We start from the raw sequence: 20642 nt of genomic DNA, 5'->3' as shown, positions 1-20642 counted from the left end.
ATCTACTTACTCATCATCTCTCACTCATAGCGGAGCGATTTTACAGGATTGGCTCTGGCTGATTTTACGGTTTGACCACTGATGGCCAGGAGGGCAATGCAAATGACTAATATGCCCGGTAACACAAATAACCACCAATTTATAGTTATCCGGTAGGCAAATTGGAGTAGCCATTCACTCATAAAATAGTTGGCAATAGGTACAGCAATAAAGAGAGCAATTATTATGAGCTGAAAATAACTCTTAGAGAGTAAGAACAATATATTTCCCACCGAAGCACCTAATGCCTTGCGAATTCCGATCTCCTTCGTTCTTTGAATACTGGTATAAGAAGATAGTCCCAGCAGACCCAGACATGCGACTACAATAGCCAGCGCGGCAAATAAGCTAAAAACTTTTCCAAACCTTACTTCAGCCAAATACTGCTGATTATAAGTATCATCTAAAAAGGAATATGAAAAGGTGCTATTGGGAAAAATTCCTTTAAATGTGGATTCCAGCTGACTAAGGCTATACTGTATGTCACTTATGTTTAAACGAATATATTGATATACATTCAGATCACTATACCAGTGAATAAATGGCGTGATGGGTTCTTTTAAAGAGTGAAAGTGATAATTTTCTACCACGCCAATAATGGTTGAAATGCTATCAAAAGTGATTTTTTGGCCAATAGCTTCCTCAGGATTTTCAAATCCAAGCATGCTGGCAGCTTTCTTATTGATTACGATCTTATGTGAATTGTCCGTACCCTTACGAAAGGTGTGTCCTGCCAACATACCGGAACCAAGGGATTGCAGGTAATTGGCATCCATGCCATAATGATAGTAAGTGGTAGACCTGTCTCTTTTATCATCACCTTCAAGATATATACCCGAACTAGAGCTTAGTAGATCATAGCCTGAGCCGGGCATAGCTTGTGCTCCTGCTACGACTTCTACATTAGAAATCCGTTTCCACTCTTCCTGAAGAGACACAAGTTTACTTCCAATTTGAGAGTCATACCTTAAATCCATTGGTAATTCTATTACCAGTAGCTGTTCAGTATTCAGCCCCAGTTCCTGATCTCGCATAAAGTTAAGCTGCTGATAAACGGTAAAAGTACCCACCATCAATACTACAGAAGCCAGAAATTGGAAAACTACCAGGCTCTGACGCAGCCAGCGGCCATGTGAACTGCTTCTTAGTTTTCCTTTTAATACTGATGTTGGCCGGAAAGATGATAATACGAATGAAGGATAAAGGCCAGATAACAAGGTGCCAAAAATCACCATGCCAACGAGTAATAGACCGAAGTATGGGTCATTAAATAAGCGAAATTCCAGCGGCTGACCACTAAGTTGACGAAAAGCAGAAAAACCTAAGTATACGATGAGCATAGCGAGCAGCATGGCTGTAATATTGGTGAGGAGTGCTTCAAGCATAAATTGTTTTATTAGCTGAACACGGGTACAGCCCAATGCTTTTTTTATGCCCACTTCTTTGGCTCTCTCTACTGAGCGTGCAGTGGCCAAATTGATATAATTTACCCAGGCAATGATTAGTATAAAAAACGCGATTATTGAAAGAAATGACACGGTTTTACCGTCACCATTCACTTCAGGTTCATAGGTTTTGTGTGAATGGAGGTGAATATCTCGGATAGCTTGTATTGAAAACTTTTCATCACCAATTTCATCTTTCAGGTTTTTTGTAAACGTGTTCAGTTTAGCCTCAAATGCTTTTTTATCAAAATTGGTGTCCATCAGAAGATAGGTAAATTCATTATTGCCATTCCAAGTCAGTTGATAAGCAAGTGCTTCATCCTGTAGAGATATGAAAGAGAGAAGGAAGTCAATCTTTAAGTGAGTATTCGGAGGTAAATCTTTAATCACCGCAGATATCCTGGCATTTTTCACTTCTCTACCCATTCCATAAAGATCCAGTGCCTTGCCTACTACATCGGTAGTGCCGAAATACTGCCGGGCTTTGGATGCAGTAATCACAATTTCGAAAGGATCATCCAAAGCAGTGTTTGGATCTCCCTGCAGTACATCAATGCTGAAAATTGAAAAAAATGAAGGATCAGTGAAGTAAAGGCTACTTTCATGTTGGCGGTAATCATCATGTCCTACTACTAGCTGGTTTTCATCGTGTAGCCTGACATAATCAATTACCTCAGGCATTTGTGCTTTAAGCTCAGGACCTGCCAGTGGATACATTTCAGCATCCTGAACCAGCAACTCGCCATCCTTATACGCATCCAGGGTTAGCCGGTAAATATTTGCTGCTTTGTCATGAAAATCTTCGTAACTCAATTCATAACGAACATAATGTAAGATCATCAGACAGGCTGCTGTACCTATGGCAAGTCCCAGTAAGTTTATTGTGGAATAAAACTTATGCTTAATCAGGTTACGGTAAGCGATGGTGGTATTGTCCCAAAACATGATTTTTCAATATTTAAACTAATGCATTATTCCTCATTTATTTATGATTTTCAAGAGTTTTGCAGCGAGAGGTAAATAATATGCAGTGAGAGGATATAGCTTAGAATAAAAACAGGCAGAATCACTTTCAAACTTTGACAAGAGGCATACTGTAAATTAAATTAAAAAGGCTATAAGTGGTGATCTGATGATGGATAGGCTAATGAAAAGCTTCTCTGGGTATTTTATCTGCTCATGTATCGGGGCTGATCATACTTATTTATATCGTAATGGGGCTCCACTCATAGTTATATTATCCTCATTTCTAAAATTCTGGAGTGTCTGGAGACTTAATAACTTTGCTAATAATGACTAAATTCTTGCATATTTCGTTGATACACTGAAATATGGGAGTAGGGTTGCCTCTCATTGTTTGAGCCTTGTCCAGTATTGAAGTATTCATAATAATGCTTCAATTATCACTATTCCGTGGAGTAAATGATAATTTTAGTTTTGGTTACTAAGTTGAGACCTTATCATATTTTTTTGTAAAGCAGCATCAGCAAACATATTGAAAGGAAATGGCTTTAAGCAAAAAGCAACAGCCAAAAAACTTCGCTTGTATTCTTTTTTCATCTTTTTCAGCGCAGTCGATTGGCTTGTATTGATCAGTTAAAACAGCAGTTGCCAATGCGTACACAACTAAGCTCTCCTTCGGGTAATATTGAAGTTAATTTCAGCTTGCTTGAAGGTGGATATCCTGCTTATTCCGTAAGTCATCAGGAAACACTTATCATTGACACTTCCACAATGGGTTTTGAATTCAAGGACCAAGCAGCTATGAGGAATGGTTTTGAGATCATTGGGACTTACCTATCTTCATTAGATGAGACCTGGGAAATGCCCTGGGGTGAACAGCGTAGTGTAAGGAATCATTATAACGAGCTCAAGGTCAGTCTTATAGAAGTAAACGCTCTTCAGAGAGAGTTGCATATCTACTTTCGCGTTTATGATGATGGCGTAGCTTTTCGATATTATTTTCCGAAGCAGGAAGGAGTGGATGATCTGATCATCATGGATGAGCACACTGAATTTAAGCTTATCCAAGATCATCAATGCTGGTGGACGCCAGGGGATTGGGACATCTATGAGCATTTGTACTATACTAGCTTTTTTTCTGAGATTGATGCGCTTTCCAAAAGAGATCATCCAGACCTTGTCCAGACTTACATTCCTGAAAATGCTGTTAATACTCCCATTACTATGCGTACCGACACAGGTCTGCACCTGAGTTTTCATGAAGCCAGCCTGATCAATTATGCGGGAATGACCCTGAAAGTAGATACTGAAAATCTAAGGATGAAAAGTGAGCTGGTGGGTTCTGATCGTCTGGGTTATAAAGTAAAATGTGCTTTGCCCTTCAGCACACCCTGGAGAAGTATACAGATCAGTGAAGATGCTGGTGGCCTGATAGAATCTAATTTGATTGTTAACCTGAATGAGTCCAGCCAACTTGAAGATATAAGCTGGTTTAGCCCTATGAAATACATGGGCATCTGGTGGGAAATGCACCTGGGAATATCCACATGGGATTTAGAAGCTACCCAGGACATGTCAACGTCTGGTAAAAAAAAGATAAGTGGTAGCAAACATGGCGCAACCACAGAAAACGCAAAAAAATATATAGATTTTGCTTCACAGAATAATATCAAAGGCCTACTGGTAGAGGGATGGAATACCGGTTGGGATCATTGGATTGGTTTTGAGGAACGTGAAGGTGTGTTTGACTTCATCACTCCCTATCCTGATTATGATCTCGAAGAAGTGGTACGATATGGTAAAGAGAAAGGGGTAAATCTTATTATGCATCATGAGACTTCTGCAGCGCCTCGTACTTACGAACAGCAGATGGACTCAGCATATTCACTCATGCAAACTTTGGAAATCCATACTGTCAAAACAGGTTATGTAGGTAAAATTATCCCCAGAGGTGAATACCACCATGGGCAGTGGATGGTAAATCATTATAATAATACGATGATCAAAGCTTCAGCGTACCAAATTGCGGTAAATGCACATGAACCTATCAAAGCCACCGGCTTAAGAAGAACCTTCCCCAATATGATTTCACGGGAGGGCCTTAGAGGGCAGGAGTTCAATGCCTGGTCGTCTGATGGAGGTAACCCTCCGGAACACCTGCCTATTATCGCTTTCACCCGGATGCTGGGTGGGCCCATTGATTATACTCCCGGAATCTTTAACATTAAACTTTCACCTTATAAAGAAGAAAATCAGGTAAACACTACGATTGCTCAGCAATTGGCCCTCTTTGTGGTGATTTATAGTCCGGTGCAAATGGCAGCCGATTTGATAGAAAGTTATCAGGGGCAGTCTGCTTTTCAGTTTATCAGGGATGTAGGAGTAGACTGGGAACAGTCAAAAGTTTTGAACGGAGAAGTGGGAGACTATGTGACCATAGCCCGGCAGGAGAGAGGTACTGGCAATTGGTTTATAGGAGGGATCACTGATGAAAATGAAAGAAATGTAACCCTCAATTTTGATTTTCTGGATAAGGGTAGAATATACAAAGTAAGGGTGTATCGTGATGGAGATGATGCCCACTGGAATGATAATCCAAACAGCATTATTATAGAAGAAATCCCGCTGGAGCATGGTGCTGAACACTCTTTCAGCATGGCAGCTGGTGGAGGTTTTGTCATCAGCCTGATAGCAGAAGACTAAGCGTTTATAATTATGGAATTGGTGCATATCAGTTTGTATATGATGTCAGGCCTCTATATACTGGCAGGGATCAATCATTTTATTATGCCTGAGCTTTACCTGAAAATCATGCCCAAGTGGGTTCCATACCCAATCATGGTAAATTTATTTGTAGGCGTTGCTGAGGTGTTTCTGGGTTTTGTACTGTTGTCATCAACCTATAGACCATTGGCAGCCTGGGGAATCATCATTTTGTTGATTGCCATATTTCCCGCTAACATTCATCATTTTCAACGCAGCAGAAGGAAGGGAAAAGGGGTATGGTTAACCCTGATTCGCTTACCTCTGCAATTTCTACTCATATATTGGGCTTATCTTTATACCTGAATCAGATGGTATATATAAGCAATATTGAATTGGATCACCGAATTAGTAATCAAACTATTTCTCCGTGCTTGTATGGCTGAACTGATGATTACGTCATTGGGCTTAGCAGCTTGGGGTACGAGGCAATAGGCAAGATGATGCCCGCTATCTGACGTACTCAGTTCTACTCTTTATTAAGTGGAATTTCCTCCAGTTGACTGAGAGATTAAACTTGCGACTGCATTATTGGTGAGGATAACTTAAGGAAAAAAAGGGAAGGGGATTTCTATCTAACAAATGGGTTTTGCACAATTTATAGCTGCCAATTTTACTATGCATTAATTACTAGTTAAAAGGGCATCCTTATCTATAAATTTATTGGTGAAAAGGAGATATATTTGTAAAGGAATCAGTATAATGGCATATAGAATTACATGGGATATGACAAATATCATTGTTTCTCCATGCTAAATAGACTATATTATTAATGTACAATATCTATTAATCATGGAAACGATAAGAAATGTTGTTCTGGCAAAAGAAGCAAATTGTAATTCTGACAATGTACTTCAGTATGCGCTTAAGCTCACCGAAAAGCTGAAAGCTAAACTAACCATTGGTTTATGTTATCCAGCGGAAAACAGTGTGATGAGTATTTCCGCTAATCAGGAAGAGAATCATATAAAGAATGCTTTTCAGTTTGTAAAAGAAGCTTACCTTGATCAGGCCAATGTAAGCTATCGCTTAGTTTCATGTGAGACGGATATATGTGATAATGCCGATGAAACTCTGACCGCCTATTTGCCTGACTTATTTCTGATGGACAAGGCGCAGGTTCATGATTTGTACGCATTTATAGACAGAATACACTGCCCGCTTATTTTATTACCTAAAGAGGTTCAATATAAAAATATTGAACATATGCTTATCACTGCCGATCTAAATGATAAAACAGCGGACTATGCCTCAAAGTATGCTTTTCAAATAGCAAATATTTTTTCTTCCACCTTTGAAATCCTCGACATTGGAGATCTGAATGCTCAGCTCTTTGAAAACCTGAACTCCGATAAAAAGAGAGCGGCCAGTACTGACAAAGCTGAACTCCGCATTTACCCTCATCAGCGTAAAAAAATCACTAAGCCTGACTTACTGGTAATCATGGTAAAAGATAAGTTTTTTGGCTTAATGAAATCTTTCTATGGCCCATCTGTAGAACTCCTTAAAACACTGGACATACCAGTAATGATTTACAAAGTTTAATACTTCACTTAGTGAAGTAATCCTGGCACTTTCTTTTTTAAGGCTAAATTGGCTTCATATTTCTCAATACGTATCTTCGCATTTTTAGTAATTGAGCGTTTGCTCTATTTCTAAATTTTTTACGCGCATTTACCTCTAACCTATATTATATGAAGCGAATATTAGCTGCACTATGGCTGATGTTATTCATCACTTGCCATGCCATTGCCCAGAAACGAGCCTTAGCTGCTGACTCTACCGTCACTACTTCCCATGAAGTGAGCGTGAAAGGAGAGCGTTTTTCATATACTGCTACTACAGGTACGCAGCCGGTCTGGAATGAAGATGGAGAACCCATTGCCGCATTATTTTATACCTATTACGAAAGACAGGGAGTAAAAAATCGTAATGCGCGTCCGCTGGTTATTTCTTTCAACGGTGGACCGGGCTCAGCCTCCGTATGGATGCATATCGCTTATACCGGCCCTAGGATATTAGCTATTGACGATGAAGGCTATCCTGTACAGCCTTACGGAATTAAAGAAAATCCTTATTCAATCTTAGATGTTGCCGATATCGTATACGTGAATCCAGTAAATACCGGCTACTCCAGAATATTGGATGAAGAAGAAGATAGAGAAACTTTTTTTGGCGTGAATGCTGACATCGCATATCTGGGGGAATGGCTGAATACTTTTGTAACACGCAAAAATCGTTGGACCTCACCTAAATATCTTATAGGCGAAAGTTACGGTACTACCCGGGTTTCCGGTCTGGCTTTAGAACTGCAAAACGCTCAGTGGATGTACCTGAATGGAGTGATATTGGTTTCACCTACAGGTTTGGGAATTGAGCGAGACGGCCCAGTGGATGCAGCCAACCGCCTGCCTTATTTTGCTGCCGCTGCCTGGTACCAGAAAGCCTTAGCCGCTGAGCATCAGCAAAAAGACCTGGATGAGCTACTTCCTGAGGTGGAAGCTTTTACCATCAATGAGCTGCTTCCTGCCCTGGCAAAAGGGGGATTTATCGCTGAAGATCGCCGGCAGGAGATGGCTGCGAAAATGTCAGAATATTCAGGGCTTACGGAAAAAGAGATACTACAGCAGAATCTGGATGTACCCACCTCATACTTTTGGAAAGCATTATTGAGAGACAATGGAGGTTATACTGTTGGAAGGTTAGACTCTCGTTACCTCGGCATCGACCGCCAGTTACTAGGGGAAAAGCCTGACTATAATGCTGAATTGACTTCGTGGTTGCATTCATTTACTCCCCCAATCAATTACTACTTTAGAAATGAGCTAAATTATATCACAGACATTAAATACAATATGTTTGGGCCAGTGCATCCCTGGGATAGGAGTAATGATCAGACCGGTGAAAATCTTAGGCAGGCGATGGCTCAAAATCCCTATCTCAATGTAATGATTCAATCCGGCTATTTTGATGGAGCTACCACTTATTTTAATGCTAAATACACGATGTGGCATCTTGACCCCAGCGGAAGGTTACAGGACCGACTAAGCTTCAAAGGCTATCGTAGCGGTCATATGATGTATCTGAGAAAAGAAGATTTGCAATCTGCGAATGAAGACATAAGGGAGTTTATCCTTAGAACGTTACCTGGTAAAGGTGAGCCGGCGATGTATAAATCAGAATAAATTTTCGCTTTCACCTTCTTTGATAAGCCACTGGAGAGCTGTTTGGCGCTGAGAAGAATTGCGTTGCGAAACAGCTCTTCTTAATGCTCTGCGACTTCCAACAAACACCGCTACTTTCTTAGCTCTTGTAAGACCTGTATAGATCAGGTTTCTGAAAAGCATATTATAGTGTTGCGTGAGCAGAGGGATAATAACTACCGCAAACTCACTTCCCTGAGATTTATGGATGGTGATGGCATAAGCATGGTCCAACTCCGTAAGATGTGCTTTTTCATAAATCACTTCTTTTTCGTCATCACCCGAGCCAAAGAGGACAGTACAGCTCATTTCCTCATTGTCAATCTGTAGAATTTTACCGATGTCTCCATTAAATACATTAAGGTCATAGTTGTTCTTCCGCTGTATTACCCGGTCATTGACTCTGAATGTCCTTCCCGCGAAGTCTAATTGTGCCTTATCCGCCCGCTCGGGATTGACAGCTTTTTGTATCATTTCGTTGAGATGATGCGTACCCAGGCTTCCTTTACTCATCGGACTTAGGACCTGTATTTCCACTTCTTTGCCAAAGTATCTGGGGATGATCTCCTGATAAAGTTTTTCTACCATGTCTACCGCGGAGAAGCCCCAATGCAAGGATGACCAGGGGTTTACCCTTCGCAGTACTTCTTTTAGCTCATGGGTATGGGTATTGGCGGAGAGGAGCTTATCTATGTCAACGTGTGCGAATTTTTCCGGAATCTGGAGGTTGTCTTTGTACAACTCATATCCAGCCTCGGGCTCAGCGGCTACCCTGTTTTCTTCTACATCCCGATCAGCATATTTTTTTACTTTCTGAATGAAGCGTAGTTGTTCTTTGGTAGCTTCTTCTGAATCTATAAAAAGACAATCTTCTCCTCTTTTCCAGAGGTCTGGGTACTGAAAAGGGGTAGCGATTTTTGGAACCTGTCCCTGATTTATCTGATGCGCATATTGAATGATTTTTGACTTGGCAGCCTGACGAAACACCCTGGTCAAACGTGCACAGATTATTTTGTCGGACTCTATCAGGTCTTTAAACACATTACCTGCACCCACTGAGGGTAACTGATCAGCATCACCAATGAGTAGCAGCTGGGCTCGCTGGGGTACCGCTCTGAACAAAGAGGCCGCCAGGTGAACATCCAGCATGGAGGATTCGTCTACGATGATAAAATCACAGTCCAGGGGTGTTTCTTCATTTCTCTTAAAGCCTCCTTTCATGGGTTCCCACTCCAGCAGGCGGTGAATAGTTTTTGCTTCCTGACCGATCACTTCGCTCATTCGCTGGGCCGCTCTGCCGGTAGGGGCAGCAAGCAATACCTCTTTGCGCATAGCTTTGAGCAATGCTACAATGACTTTGGTGGTCGTGGTTTTTCCGCAACCAGGCCCACCGGTTAAAATGCATAAACCTCGGCTGATGACTAGCTGAACACTAGCCTCCTGCTCTTCACTTAACTGAATTTCGTGGTATTCGCAATATTTAGTGATCCATTGCCTGACTTTTTGTGGGTCAACTTCTACCTGCTCATTGGCCATAATCAAACTTTTCTTGGCCAGATAATTTTCGTCAAAATATAGGGAGTGAGCGTAATACGCAGTTTGTATGCCCTCCGGACCAGGTAAGTTCCTGATCTTGAGTTCATCATCTTTTTCCATGAGCTGCAACTCATCCGTGACCCTTTGTGTGCTATCCAGCCCCAGCAAGTCAGTGGTTTGCTCTACAATCTGGTCAGACAGCAAATAACAATGGCCTTCTTCACGTGCATTATGTAATATATGACCTATACCGGCCTGTACGCGTGCGGATGAATCTTTGGCCAGGCCCAGGCTAAGCGCCACCCGGTCGGCACTCATAAACCCGATACCAAAAATATCGTGAGCCAGGCGATAAGGATTTTCCTGAACCACTGAAATAGCCTGTTGTCCGTAGGTTTTGTAAATTTTGACGGCAAACAATGTGCTGATGCCATGAGACTGTAAGAACATCATTACTTCACGAATCTCCTGATGTTCAGTCCAGGCGGTTTGGATGGAGGCCAGCTTTTTTTTGGCAATACCGGGCACTTCCGTGAGGCGGTCTATCTTCTTTTCAAATACATCCAGGGTATCTTTTCCAAAGTATTTGACAATTTGTTTGGCAGTCTTTGGCCCCACTCCTTTGATAAGTCCGGAGCCGAGGTACTTTTCAAGTGCGTGTGCAGTAGCTGGTTTTCTTTCTTCAACACGTTCTGCCTTAAATTGCCTTCCGTAAGTTGGATGATTTACCCAGATGCCAAAAAAATTCATGGTAGCCCCGGCAAAAACTTTAGATTGATGTACTGTAACGGCAATATCCTCATTAGGACGTTCAAATGAGTTGATTTTTAGAACTGACCAGCCGGTCTCAGGGCTATGAAAAGTTACCCGCTTTACGATCCCGGAGAGCTTTTCAAGATTAGGGTTAGGGCTAAATGTTTTTTGTAAGTTCATGCTGTTTTTGACTCAAAGACTGAAAATTCTTTATGCTTTACAGCTCATCATCTTCGTCTTTTTGTTTTTGCTCCTGTTCACTGAAAATAATCGCAGATTTTACAAGACCTAAAATATATTCTATGCGCCTGTCAAACTGATCTTTTAAATTTTTGTATTGCCGGAGCACCTTAATGGGGCGTTCCAGATTTTCCAGTATCATCTTGCTGTATTCCGAAGGCGCCTGTAAATGTCTGCTGGTAACCTCATTTTGAATAGCTTCCAGGTTGAGAATGGCTTTAGAGATATTACCTGCATCTCTTTCTCTATCTATCTGTTCTTTTTTTCTGCGGTAATACAAATGATTGTACAGTTTCTTCTCTGACTTATTCATACAAACAAATTCATTTTCTATTATGCTTGCCAAGGTGTAAGATACTTAAATTGAGAATAATTTTAAACGTAAATAATGTGGAAATGATTGCGAACACTAAGGCTGAGCGCTAAAGCGAATATAAGGGCTTAACACTTTCTTAAAACAAAGTGGTTGTAGATCGCACTGCTATACACTAGCTTTATGAAGATATTTTCTGAAATACTTTGTAGAAATTTACATCAATCATAGAAATGAAAAGTAGCCTGATATTTATCTTAACCTTTAGTTTGGTATTCATGAGTAATTCCATACATGCTCAATTTCTTCAGAATAAGGTGATTGCCCATCGGGGCGCCTGGAAAGCCAATAAACTCCCCCAAAACTCTATAGCCTCATTGCAAAAAGCAATTGCATTAGGTTGCGAAGGTAGTGAGTTTGATGTCTGGATGACTGCCGATGGTGTACTAGTAGCCAATCACGATGCTGAACTTGAAAGCATGGCTATAGAAGAAAATACCTATAGCGATTTGCTTGGTATAAAGTTGCCCAATGGTGAAGCTTTGCCCAGGGTAGAGGATTATCTCCGTGAAGGGATGAAGCAAAATAAAACGAAGTTGATTTTTGAGATCAAAAGTTCAGAGGTAAGTAAGGAAAGAACTTTGGAGCTGACTGAAAAATCGGTTGAACTGGTTCAAGAGCTGGGGGCTGAAGCGTGGGTAGATTACATTTCATTTGACCTGGATGCCTGCAAAAAAATTGTGGAAATGGATGGAAATGCCAGGGTGGCATATCTGAGTGGAGACTTGAACCCTCAGCAGGCCAAAGACGCTGGTTTCTGGGGATTAGACTACCATTTTAAGGTGTTTCAACAAAATCCTGAATGGATAAAAGAAGCACAGGATTTAGGACTTACCTTAAATTCATGGACCGTAAACGATAAGAAAGTTATGCAGTGGTTGTTGGAGCAAGGCTTTGATTTTATTACAACCGACCAGCCTCAGCAATTGCTGGATATGATAAAAAAGGAATATTAATTTTCACCTAACATTTTATGATTATACGAATTAAAAAGTGTAGATGGTAACTTGTTTGTTTTAACAAAAAAGAGATCATGCATTTTTTTAACCTATTAACAGTCACATTTTTTCTGCTATTCGCCTTGGTCAGCTGCCAGGGAAATCAGCAGGCTTCTCAGCATTCAGAAACTACTGATATGCACAGCCCAGATACATCTGGCACTAGAGTAGAAGCTGATTTTATAGGTATATATCGTGAAAGGAATAACTATAACGAGTTCAAAGATTGTAGTTCCTGGCAGGTTTATGCAGTAGAGACGAGTGAAAATAGACTATCTGCCGCCTTTGATAGCCTGGGGTTGCGTTCCGGGGAAGCAATGTTTGTTCGCATCAATGGATCAGCAGATCAATCTGCTCAGCGTGCTTCAGCAGCAGCCAGGCCATTAATTACAGTAACTAAAGTTATAGAAGTAGCTTTATACGAGGGGCAAAATGCGTGTCAGTTGCCTCAAAGCAAAACTTTTACTTTTCGTGGAAGTGAGCCTTTTTGGTCGCTCACAATTTCCTCCGATAGCATCATTTTTAATCATTTTGAACATGAGGAGTTGGCTTACCCTTATGTAAAGCCAAAGTGGGAAAATAGTGCATGGGTATACAAAACATCGCAGGATGGACATGAGTTGACTGCTCATATTTCAGAAAATGACTGCATGGACAGTATGTCGGGTATCCGGTACAGAATGCGTGTCAATGTACAAAACCATTTGGGTGAGTTTGAGGGCTGTGGAGAGTTAGAAAGCAGAGATCATCAGCCTGGAGAAATGTAAGTTACTGCATTACCCACTCAGGGCATCACGCATGCCGGACGTAACCTTATGCTGGGGTAAAATTTTGTGTGACTCGGATAAAATGAGTAAAATAGACTATATATTTTAGCAGTATTTATATTCAATATTTCCAATTTTTACTACGACATTTAGCACTGTCTTGGTAGAGGTTTTTTATACCTTGATCAGAGATTTTTTTTTAACTTAAATATTTTTTGTTATGGGAATTTTCAGTAATTCAGAAAAACTTTTAAATCTTAAAGATCTACTTCACTATGAGCTAAGAGACCTGTATAGTGGAGAAACGCAGTTGATTGAGGCATTACCGAAAATGGCCGAAGCTGCAAGTGACCCTCAACTTAAACAAGCATTTCAAGATCATCTTAACGAAACCAGAGCTCAACGAGAAAGACTGGACAAAATAGGTAGCATGCTTGAAATAGATATGAAGGGTGAAAAATGTGAAGCTATGGCAGGCTTGATCAAAGAAGGCCAAGAGATCATTAAATCAAAATCTACTCCTGAAATAAAAGATGCGGGACTGATTGGTGCTGCCCAGCGTGTTGAGCATTATGAAATTGCTGGCTATGGAACAGCCAATAATTTTGCGCGCCAGTTAGGCTTGACTGAAGTATCCGAAATCATCAGTCAAATTGAAGAAGAAGAAAAAATGGCTGATGATAAGTTAAATCGTTTAGCTAAGGAGGGGATAAATGAAAAAGCAAAAACCGCTGGTGTCAATCACTAAGCAGTAAGGGAATAATACCAATTGTTTGGTATGTTTATGAAAGGGGCTATTGATAAATAGTCTCTTTTTTTTTTGCTTCAAAGCGAAAATATCTCTACTACTCTCTTAGATGAAAGCGTTTTAAAACATGCTAAGCTTTGGCTTGTTACTATAGTAAATTTTTTAAACTGATGATTTATACATATGCATTTAATAAAAAATTGACTGTATCCTAATCGGTTTTTTTAACAGTTAACAGCTAGTACTAGACTGACAGAGATTATGAATAGAAGTAGCAATGGTACGTACGCTAATTTTCTCATACTGAAGGAAGTATTGGAAATCAATTTTCATCCTGATATTACCTTAAACCAGACTGTATTAAATCAGGTAGATATGGAAAGGAAAGCATTTATGCTTACGCATGATCCTCTTCCTGAACTCTATGATCTTAGTCAGGTGAAGGAAGTAATATTAGATGGGAACAAAGCTATACATCTTGATATTAGCAGACTTGCAGTTTATACAGCTGGGAAAAGAATAGAAGATATTGATCGTATAAAAGAAATGGGGCAGCTTGACCAAGCTCACTTTAAAGTTTTTAACGATAAAGAGGATGCAAGAGTGTGGCTAAGTCAGGTATGAATGTTCCTTTCATTTTTTTGTAAAAAATTGACTTGGTAAAACAGATATTAAAGGCTACCTCCACCCATGAAAAATACTAAAATTCAGCAAAGTAAAGCTATTATTTTAGATTTAGATGGTATCATTACACATACCATGAAATTGCATCAGGAAGCATGGAAAAAAATGTTTGATGACTTTCTGTCGGAATTTCCCCAGCAAGATCAGTTCAGTGAAAGTGATTATATTACGTATGTTGATGGTAAACCCAGGTATGATGGAGTTCGCAGTTTCCTGGCATCACGTGATATTGAGTTAAATGAAGGTACTGAAGAAGATGATACGCAGGCTAAAACGGTCTATGGGCTGGGTAAAAGAAAAAATGAGCGTTTTCTTGCTTTACTGGAAACCCATGGCGCTGAAGTGTATGATGATACTGTGAGCTATATCAATAAATGGAAAAAGGAGGGTAAAAAGCTGGCTGTTGTATCATCAAGTAAAAACTGCCGTCCTGTTTTGGAACGTGCTGGCCTCATTGATATCTTTGATACCATTGTAGATGGTACAGACGCCAAAAGGCAATCTTTAAAAGGAAAGCCTGATCCTGATATTTTTATCGAAGCTACCCGCCGACTTCATGTTGATCCCAAAGATGCGGTTGTTTTTGAGGATGCCATTGCAGGTGTAGATGCTGCTAAAAGAGGAGGTTTCGCCTGTGTGATAGGCGTTAACCGAAATAATCATGCTTCGGAAATGCACGAAGTCGGTGCCGATCTAGTCATTAACAGTTTAAATGATTTGCCATAAACTAAACAGATGAATTTACAAGAACCACATGAACTTCCTTCTGCATTAGATCATGTAGATACAATTATGAACAAAAAAGGTGAACGACCATTTCTTTTTTTCTTTGATTTTGATGGTACGCTTGCGCCTATCGTTGATAAGCCTGAAAAAGCTGCCTTGACTGATGAAAACCGTGTACTCTTACAAAAGCTTGCCGACACTTATAAAGTAGCGATTGTGAGTGGCAGAGATCGCCTGGATATAGAAAATAAAGTCAATCTCGCTAACCTTTATTATGCCGGTAGCCATGGGTTTGATATTGCCGGCCCTGACGATCTGAATCACCAATATCCAGAAGCAGACGAAATATTGCCAGAATTAGAGTCTGTATCAAATAGCTTGAAGGAACTGTTTAAAGATGAGGAATTTGTGAAGATAGAAAAGAAGAAGTTTGCTATAGCAGTACATCATCGGGGTGCTTCATCAGCGCTTGTAAACGAGGTAGAAGATAAGGTAAAAGAAAAAATAAGTCAGAGTGAAAATTTAAAGTGGGATAAAGGGAAAAGCATTATTGAAATCAAGCCCGCCGTTAATTGGAACAAAGGTAAAGCTGTGTTGTGGATCATGGATGAACTGGATATGAGCGCTGAAAAGTGCTTACCTATTTATCTGGGAGATGATACAACGGATGAAGATGCGTTTAAAGAACTTAGAGATATTGGAGTGAGTGTGATGATAGAAGACCACGAGCAGAAAACCCATGCACAATACGGGCTGAATGATCAAAAGCAAGTAGCTGAATTTATTAAACAAATTCTATCTTATGTCTGAACTTAATGATTGGCAAATCATCTATCAACAATATAAACCAGAAGAACAACATCTGAGAGAGTCTCTCTGCACTTTAGGCAATGGATATTTTGCCAGCAGAGGCGCTTTTGAGTTTGCTGAGGCTTCCTATGATTTCAAGCATAACGCACATTATCCGGGCACCTATATCGCCGGAGTGTTTAACAAGCTAAAATCCAGAGTCGCTGATAAGGAGATTGAAAATGAGTCAATCGTTAACTGGCCAAACTGGTTATACCTGAGCTTTCACCATGAGGATGGTAGTGCATTTCAAATTGACCAGGTAGATATCCTGGATTTTCGTCAGGTCCTGGATTTGAAAAGAGGACAACTCATTAATGAGCTTACTTTCAGAGACGAAAAAGGTAGAGAAACCAAGCTGAAGAGTATAAGAATTGTTTCCATGGATGATTGTCATCTAGCGGCTCTCAAATGGGAATTGACTCCTCTAAACTGGAGTGGTGAAATCACTATCGTTTCAGGTATTGATGGTAATGTAAAAAATAAAGGAGTGCCTCGCTATGATGACCTCAATGGGGATCACCTTAAGATAGTTGAGTCTGGCGTATTTGAGGATGAAGAGGAAGAGGGGCTATTTATGTATTCCAAGACAAATAATACCGAAGTATATGTGTCTCAGGCGGTTCTCACCGATGTTTCAATCAATAATGAAGACCCAGCCTTTGACAGCAAAGTTATTAGTCACGATCATTTATTAACCCATCATTATAAGGCTAGTGTCCAAAAAGGGGAGGTAGTACATGTCAGTAAAGTGCTTGCCATGTATACCAGTAAAGATGCAGGGGTTGGTAATATTGTAGAAGATGCACAAAAAAAGGTTAAGTCTGCCCCTTCCATACAGGAATTAATGGATAGCCATTACCTGGCCTGGGAAACGATCTGGAACCGTTGCGATATTCAGGTAAAAGGGAAAGACAACGTACAGGTCTTACTGAGACTACATATTTTTCATTTGCTACAGGTAGCATCACCCAATACCATGGACTTAGATGTTAGTGTGCCTTCCCGAGGAATACATGGAGAGGCTTATCGTGGTAACCTGATGTGGGATGAGCTGTATATTTTTCCCGTCATCAATTACATGAAGCCCTCTATCACCCAAAATATGCTGAAGTATCGCTTTTACCGTATGGGAGAAGCAAGACGATCAGCACAATCAGATGGTCATCAGGGAGCTATGTTTCCCTGGCAGAGCGGAAGCAATGGAGAGGAGAATGCCCAGGAAATCCACCTCAATCCGGAGTCGGGCCGCTGGATACCTGACAATACACATCTGCAACGCCATGTCAATGTTGCCATTGCTTTTAATATCTGGAGTTATTATAAAATTACTAATGACCGGATCTTTCTTGAAGATTATGGGGCTGAAATGATGTTTTCCATTACTTTATTTCTTGCTAGCATCACCAATTACAGTGAAGAGAAAAAAAGATATGAAATACGTAATGTAGTTGGGCCGGATGAATACCATACTTCGTATCCGGATTCTGATGAGCCCGGCTTAAATAACAACGCTTATACCAATATCATGGTGGCCTGGGTCATGAGACAATCGCTGAAGATGCATGAACGGCTCCCTGAATTTGTAGTTAAGAATCTTGACAAAAAACTGGGAATCACAATTGATACTCTGGAGAGGTGGAAGGAGATTTCTGAGCAAATGTTCATCCCCTTTATTGAAGATGGAATCATTGAACAGTTTGAGGGTTACGCTCAATTGAAAGAACTGGATTGGCAGGCGTACAAGGAAAAATATGGTAATATCCAAAGGCTGGACCGTATCCTGGAGAGTGAAGGTGATACGCCTAATTGTTATAAAGTAAGCAAGCAGGCGGATGTATTAATGCTCTTTTACTTGTTTACATCATTTGAACTAAAAGAAATTTTTGATACGCTTAATTATCCTTTTGACCCGATCAATATCAAGAAGAATATTATTTATTACGAAAAAAGAACTTCTCATGGGTCAAGTTTGAGCAGATTGGTATATTCATGGGTGATGGCAAGAGCGCATCGTAAAATGTCCTGGAAATTTTTTGAGGAAGCGCTACGTAGTGATTTTGAAGATATCCAGGGAGGAACCACTGCTGAAGGTATACATTTAGGTGCTATGGCAGGTACGGTAGATATGGTGCAGAGAGCCTACACTGGTGCATACGTAGACGAAAAGGGCGTATTATGGCTCAATCCTTCTTTACCGAATGAAATTGATACAATTTCTTTGTCGCTGCGTTTCCGTGGACAGTGTCTTCATGTGCATATTAGCAAGCTGGAGATCACATTACGACACGAAGAAGGCTGGTCAGATCATATCAGAGTAGGCATAAAAGATATCAAACATTTATACGAGCTTAAAATTGGAGAGGAAGTTTCAGTAACTTATTGATTCTGCCAGCCCTTCATCTAAAAGTAGAAGTAGATATAAGTTTCGTTGATGCACTTGGGGATTTTTTGTTAATTGCCTCTCAATTTTGTTATTGATACCATTTATCAACGATCATGAACCAAACAGAAACTTTAGACCAGTTAAGTATTAATACCATCCGTACCCTGTCCATGGATGCTGTACAGAAAGCTAATTCAGGACATCCGGGTATGCCTATGGGAGCCGCACCTATGGCGCATGTGCTTTGGAGCCGTTTCCTAAGATTTAACCCTGAGGACCCAAATTGGGTAGGTCGTGACCGCTTCGTACTTTCCGCTGGTCATGGCTGTATGTTATTGTATAGTCTTCTTCACCTGGCAGGATATAAAGTAAGTATTGATGATCTGAAAAATTTTCGTCAGATGCATTCAATCACGCCGGGGCACCCCGAGTATGGCCTCACACCCGGTGTTGAAGTCACAACCGGACCATTGGGTCAGGGTTTCGCACATGCTGTAGGTATGGCTATCGCTCAGCAACACCTCTCAGCGATTTACAAAGCCGATGAATTTAATCCTTTTGATTATCATGTCTACGGGATTTGCAGTGATGGTGACTTAATGGAAGGGATTTCTTCTGAAGCTGCTTCTATGGCCGGGCATATGGCACTGGGAAACCTGATCTTCATGTATGATGATAATGAGATTTCCATTGAAGGGGATACGGCTATTGCCTTTACTGAAGATGTAAAGAAAAGATTTGAAGCATTTCAGTGGCAGGTTTTGGAGGTCAAAGATGGCAATGACCTGGATGCGATTGAAAAAGCACTTGCTGAAGCTAAAGCGGATAGTAGTCGTCCTAGTTTGATCAAGGTTCGTACACAGATTGCATTTGGCAGTCCAAACAAAGTAGGTACCGCCGGGGCTCACGGTTCCCCACTTGGTGATGAAGAAGTTTTAGCTTCCAAAAAGTTTTTAGGATGGCCTACCGACAAGTATTTTTATGTGCCTGATGAAGTAAGGAGTCAATACCAGGCGTTGAAAGAAAAAGGAGTGAAGCTGCATCAGGAATGGCAGGATCAGTGGAATGCTTACGCTAAATCCTATCCTGATAAAGCAGTACTATGGGAAGCCTCCAGAAATGGTAAATTGCCTGAGGGTATTGCCGAAAAGCTGCCAGTATACAAGCCAGAAGATGGTGCAGTGGCCACACGTAAAGCTTCTGGCAAAGCGCTTAATTTTATCGCTGAACAATGTCCCTGGCTAATTGGAGGATCTGCTGACCTTGCTCCTTCCAATAATACAAACCTTTCATCATCTGAGTCATATGCTAAAGAAAACTATGCTGCACGTAACTTCCATTTTGGCGTGAGAGAACACGCTATGACAGCGGCAGTAAACGGCATGAATCTGACAGAAGGTGTAAGAGCTTATGGAGCCACGTTCTTGATTTTCTCCGATTATCTGAAGCCTTCGTTGAGGCTGGCAGCAATTATGAAGCTCCCCAGCATACTGGTGTTTACGCACGATAGCATAGGTTTAGGTGAAGACGGCACTACGCATCAACCTGTTGAGCACCTGATGGCTATGCGATTAATTCCGGGTGTAACTGTGATCAGACCAGGAGATGCAAATGAAACTGTTCAGGCATGGAGAGTAGCATTAGATCATCATGATGGTCCGGTTGCCCTTGCGCTTACCCGTCAGGGGCTCCCCACTTTAGATAGAGAAATATATGCCAAAGCTGAAGAATTAGAACAAGGAGCATATATTTTGAAGGAAGCGGATGGAGAGCCTGAAATCATTTTGATCGCCAGTGGCTCGGAAGTTCAACTAGCAGTAGTTGCGCAAAAAGTGTTAGCGCAAGAAGGCATAGCCGCACGCGTAGTAAGTATGCCAAGTTGGGAACTTTTTGATGCACAAAATGAGTCATATAAGGAAAGTGTGCTACCTGCAAGTGTAAAAAAACGTGTTTCAATTGAAGCAGGTTCTACTTTGGGCTGGCAGAAGTATATTGGAGGCGAAGGAATAGCCATAGGATTGGATACTTTTGGTGAATCTGCGCCTGGTGGTGAGCTGATGGAATTTTTTGGCTTTACTGTAGATAATGTTGTGAATAAAGCCAAGTCACTCGTTTAAATTGAAATTTAAACTTTTTATATAAAAATAAGCACACTATTATTAGTGTGCT

General features: G+C 40.7%; 15 protein-coding genes. 12 read left to right on the top strand and 3 right to left on the bottom strand.

Going from position 1 to position 20642, the window contains the following annotated elements:
- Positions 1–20 precede the first annotated feature (20 nt).
- Positions 21–2429 (bottom strand): ABC transporter permease, encoded by a 2409-nt coding sequence (locus OKW21_RS13275; RefSeq protein ID WP_277480034.1) that lies wholly within the window; start codon positions 2427–2429, stop codon positions 21–23.
- A 669-nt stretch (positions 2430–3098) separates the two neighbouring features.
- On the opposite strand from OKW21_RS13275, the gene OKW21_RS13270 reads away from it, so the two are divergent.
- From OKW21_RS13270 to OKW21_RS13255, 4 genes are all read left to right on the top strand, one after another.
- Complete coding sequence (locus OKW21_RS13270; RefSeq protein ID WP_277480033.1) at positions 3099–5150, top strand: glycoside hydrolase family 97 protein; 2052 nt, start codon at positions 3099–3101, stop codon at positions 5148–5150.
- Positions 5151–5162: 12 nt separating this feature from the next.
- Positions 5163–5516 carry a DoxX family protein gene (locus OKW21_RS13265; RefSeq protein WP_277480032.1) on the top strand — a complete coding sequence of 118 codons (354 nt, stop codon included), beginning with the start codon at positions 5163–5165 and terminating at the stop codon, positions 5514–5516.
- Between the two features lie 486 nt (positions 5517–6002).
- Positions 6003–6755, top strand: a complete 753-nt coding sequence (locus tag OKW21_RS13260; protein WP_277480031.1) for a hypothetical protein — start codon at positions 6003–6005, stop codon at positions 6753–6755.
- A gap of 149 nt (positions 6756–6904) precedes the next feature.
- Positions 6905–8395, top strand: a complete 1491-nt coding sequence (locus OKW21_RS13255; protein WP_277480030.1) for a S10 family peptidase — start codon at positions 6905–6907, stop codon at positions 8393–8395.
- Here the strand turns inward: OKW21_RS13255 and recD2 are convergent.
- On the bottom strand, positions 8387–10882 hold the full coding sequence (gene recD2 / locus OKW21_RS13250) for an SF1B family DNA helicase RecD2 (protein WP_277480029.1): 2496 nt from the start codon (positions 10880–10882) through the stop codon (positions 8387–8389). The two genes, OKW21_RS13255 and recD2, sit on opposite strands and share 9 nt — an antisense overlap.
- Positions 10883–10919: 37 nt before the next feature.
- Entirely contained in the window at positions 10920–11255 is a 336-nt protein-coding gene (locus tag OKW21_RS13245; RefSeq protein WP_277480027.1) for a hypothetical protein, read from the bottom strand.
- A 278-nt stretch (positions 11256–11533) separates the two neighbouring features.
- On the opposite strand from OKW21_RS13245, the gene OKW21_RS13240 reads away from it, so the two are divergent.
- The 8 genes from OKW21_RS13240 to tkt all read left to right on the top strand — a co-directional run bounded on the left by OKW21_RS13240 (position 11534) and on the right by tkt (position 20590).
- On the top strand, positions 11534–12271 hold the full coding sequence (locus OKW21_RS13240) for a glycerophosphodiester phosphodiesterase (RefSeq protein WP_277480026.1): 738 nt from the start codon (positions 11534–11536) through the stop codon (positions 12269–12271).
- A 77-nt stretch (positions 12272–12348) separates the two neighbouring features.
- Positions 12349–13080 carry a COG3650 family protein gene (locus OKW21_RS13235; protein ID WP_277480024.1) on the top strand — a complete coding sequence of 244 codons (732 nt, stop codon included), beginning with the start codon at positions 12349–12351 and terminating at the stop codon, positions 13078–13080.
- Positions 13081–13300: 220 nt separating this feature from the next.
- Positions 13301–13828 (top strand): YciE/YciF ferroxidase family protein, encoded by a 528-nt coding sequence (locus OKW21_RS13230; protein ID WP_277480023.1) that lies wholly within the window; start codon positions 13301–13303, stop codon positions 13826–13828.
- Positions 13829–14089: 261 nt separating this feature from the next.
- Positions 14090–14452, top strand: a complete 363-nt coding sequence (locus tag OKW21_RS13225; protein WP_277480022.1) for a hypothetical protein — start codon at positions 14090–14092, stop codon at positions 14450–14452.
- A 66-nt stretch (positions 14453–14518) separates the two neighbouring features.
- Positions 14519–15238, top strand: coding sequence for an HAD family hydrolase (locus tag OKW21_RS13220; RefSeq protein WP_277480021.1), 720 nt, complete (start codon positions 14519–14521; stop codon positions 15236–15238).
- Positions 15239–15247: 9 nt separating this feature from the next.
- Entirely contained in the window at positions 15248–16048 is an 801-nt protein-coding gene (otsB, locus tag OKW21_RS13215) for a trehalose-phosphatase (RefSeq protein ID WP_277480020.1), read from the top strand.
- The gene (locus OKW21_RS13210; protein ID WP_277480019.1) at positions 16041–18473 is read left to right on the top strand and encodes a glycoside hydrolase family 65 protein; all 2433 of its coding nucleotides are present in this window, start codon (positions 16041–16043) and stop codon (positions 18471–18473) included. The genes otsB and OKW21_RS13210 overlap by 8 nt, the downstream gene beginning before the upstream one ends.
- Positions 18474–18586: 113 nt before the next feature.
- A complete protein-coding gene (tkt, locus tag OKW21_RS13205; RefSeq protein WP_277480018.1) occupies positions 18587–20590 on the top strand; it encodes a transketolase in 2004 nt (667 codons plus the stop codon).
- The last annotated feature ends 52 nt before the right edge of the window (positions 20591–20642 follow it).

Origin of the sequence: Catalinimonas alkaloidigena (assembly GCF_029504655.1) — a bacterium.
In the GTDB taxonomy this organism is placed as follows: domain Bacteria; phylum Bacteroidota; class Bacteroidia; order Cytophagales; family Cyclobacteriaceae; genus Catalinimonas; species Catalinimonas alkaloidigena.
This window is presented reverse-complemented; position numbering and strand designations above follow the sequence as displayed.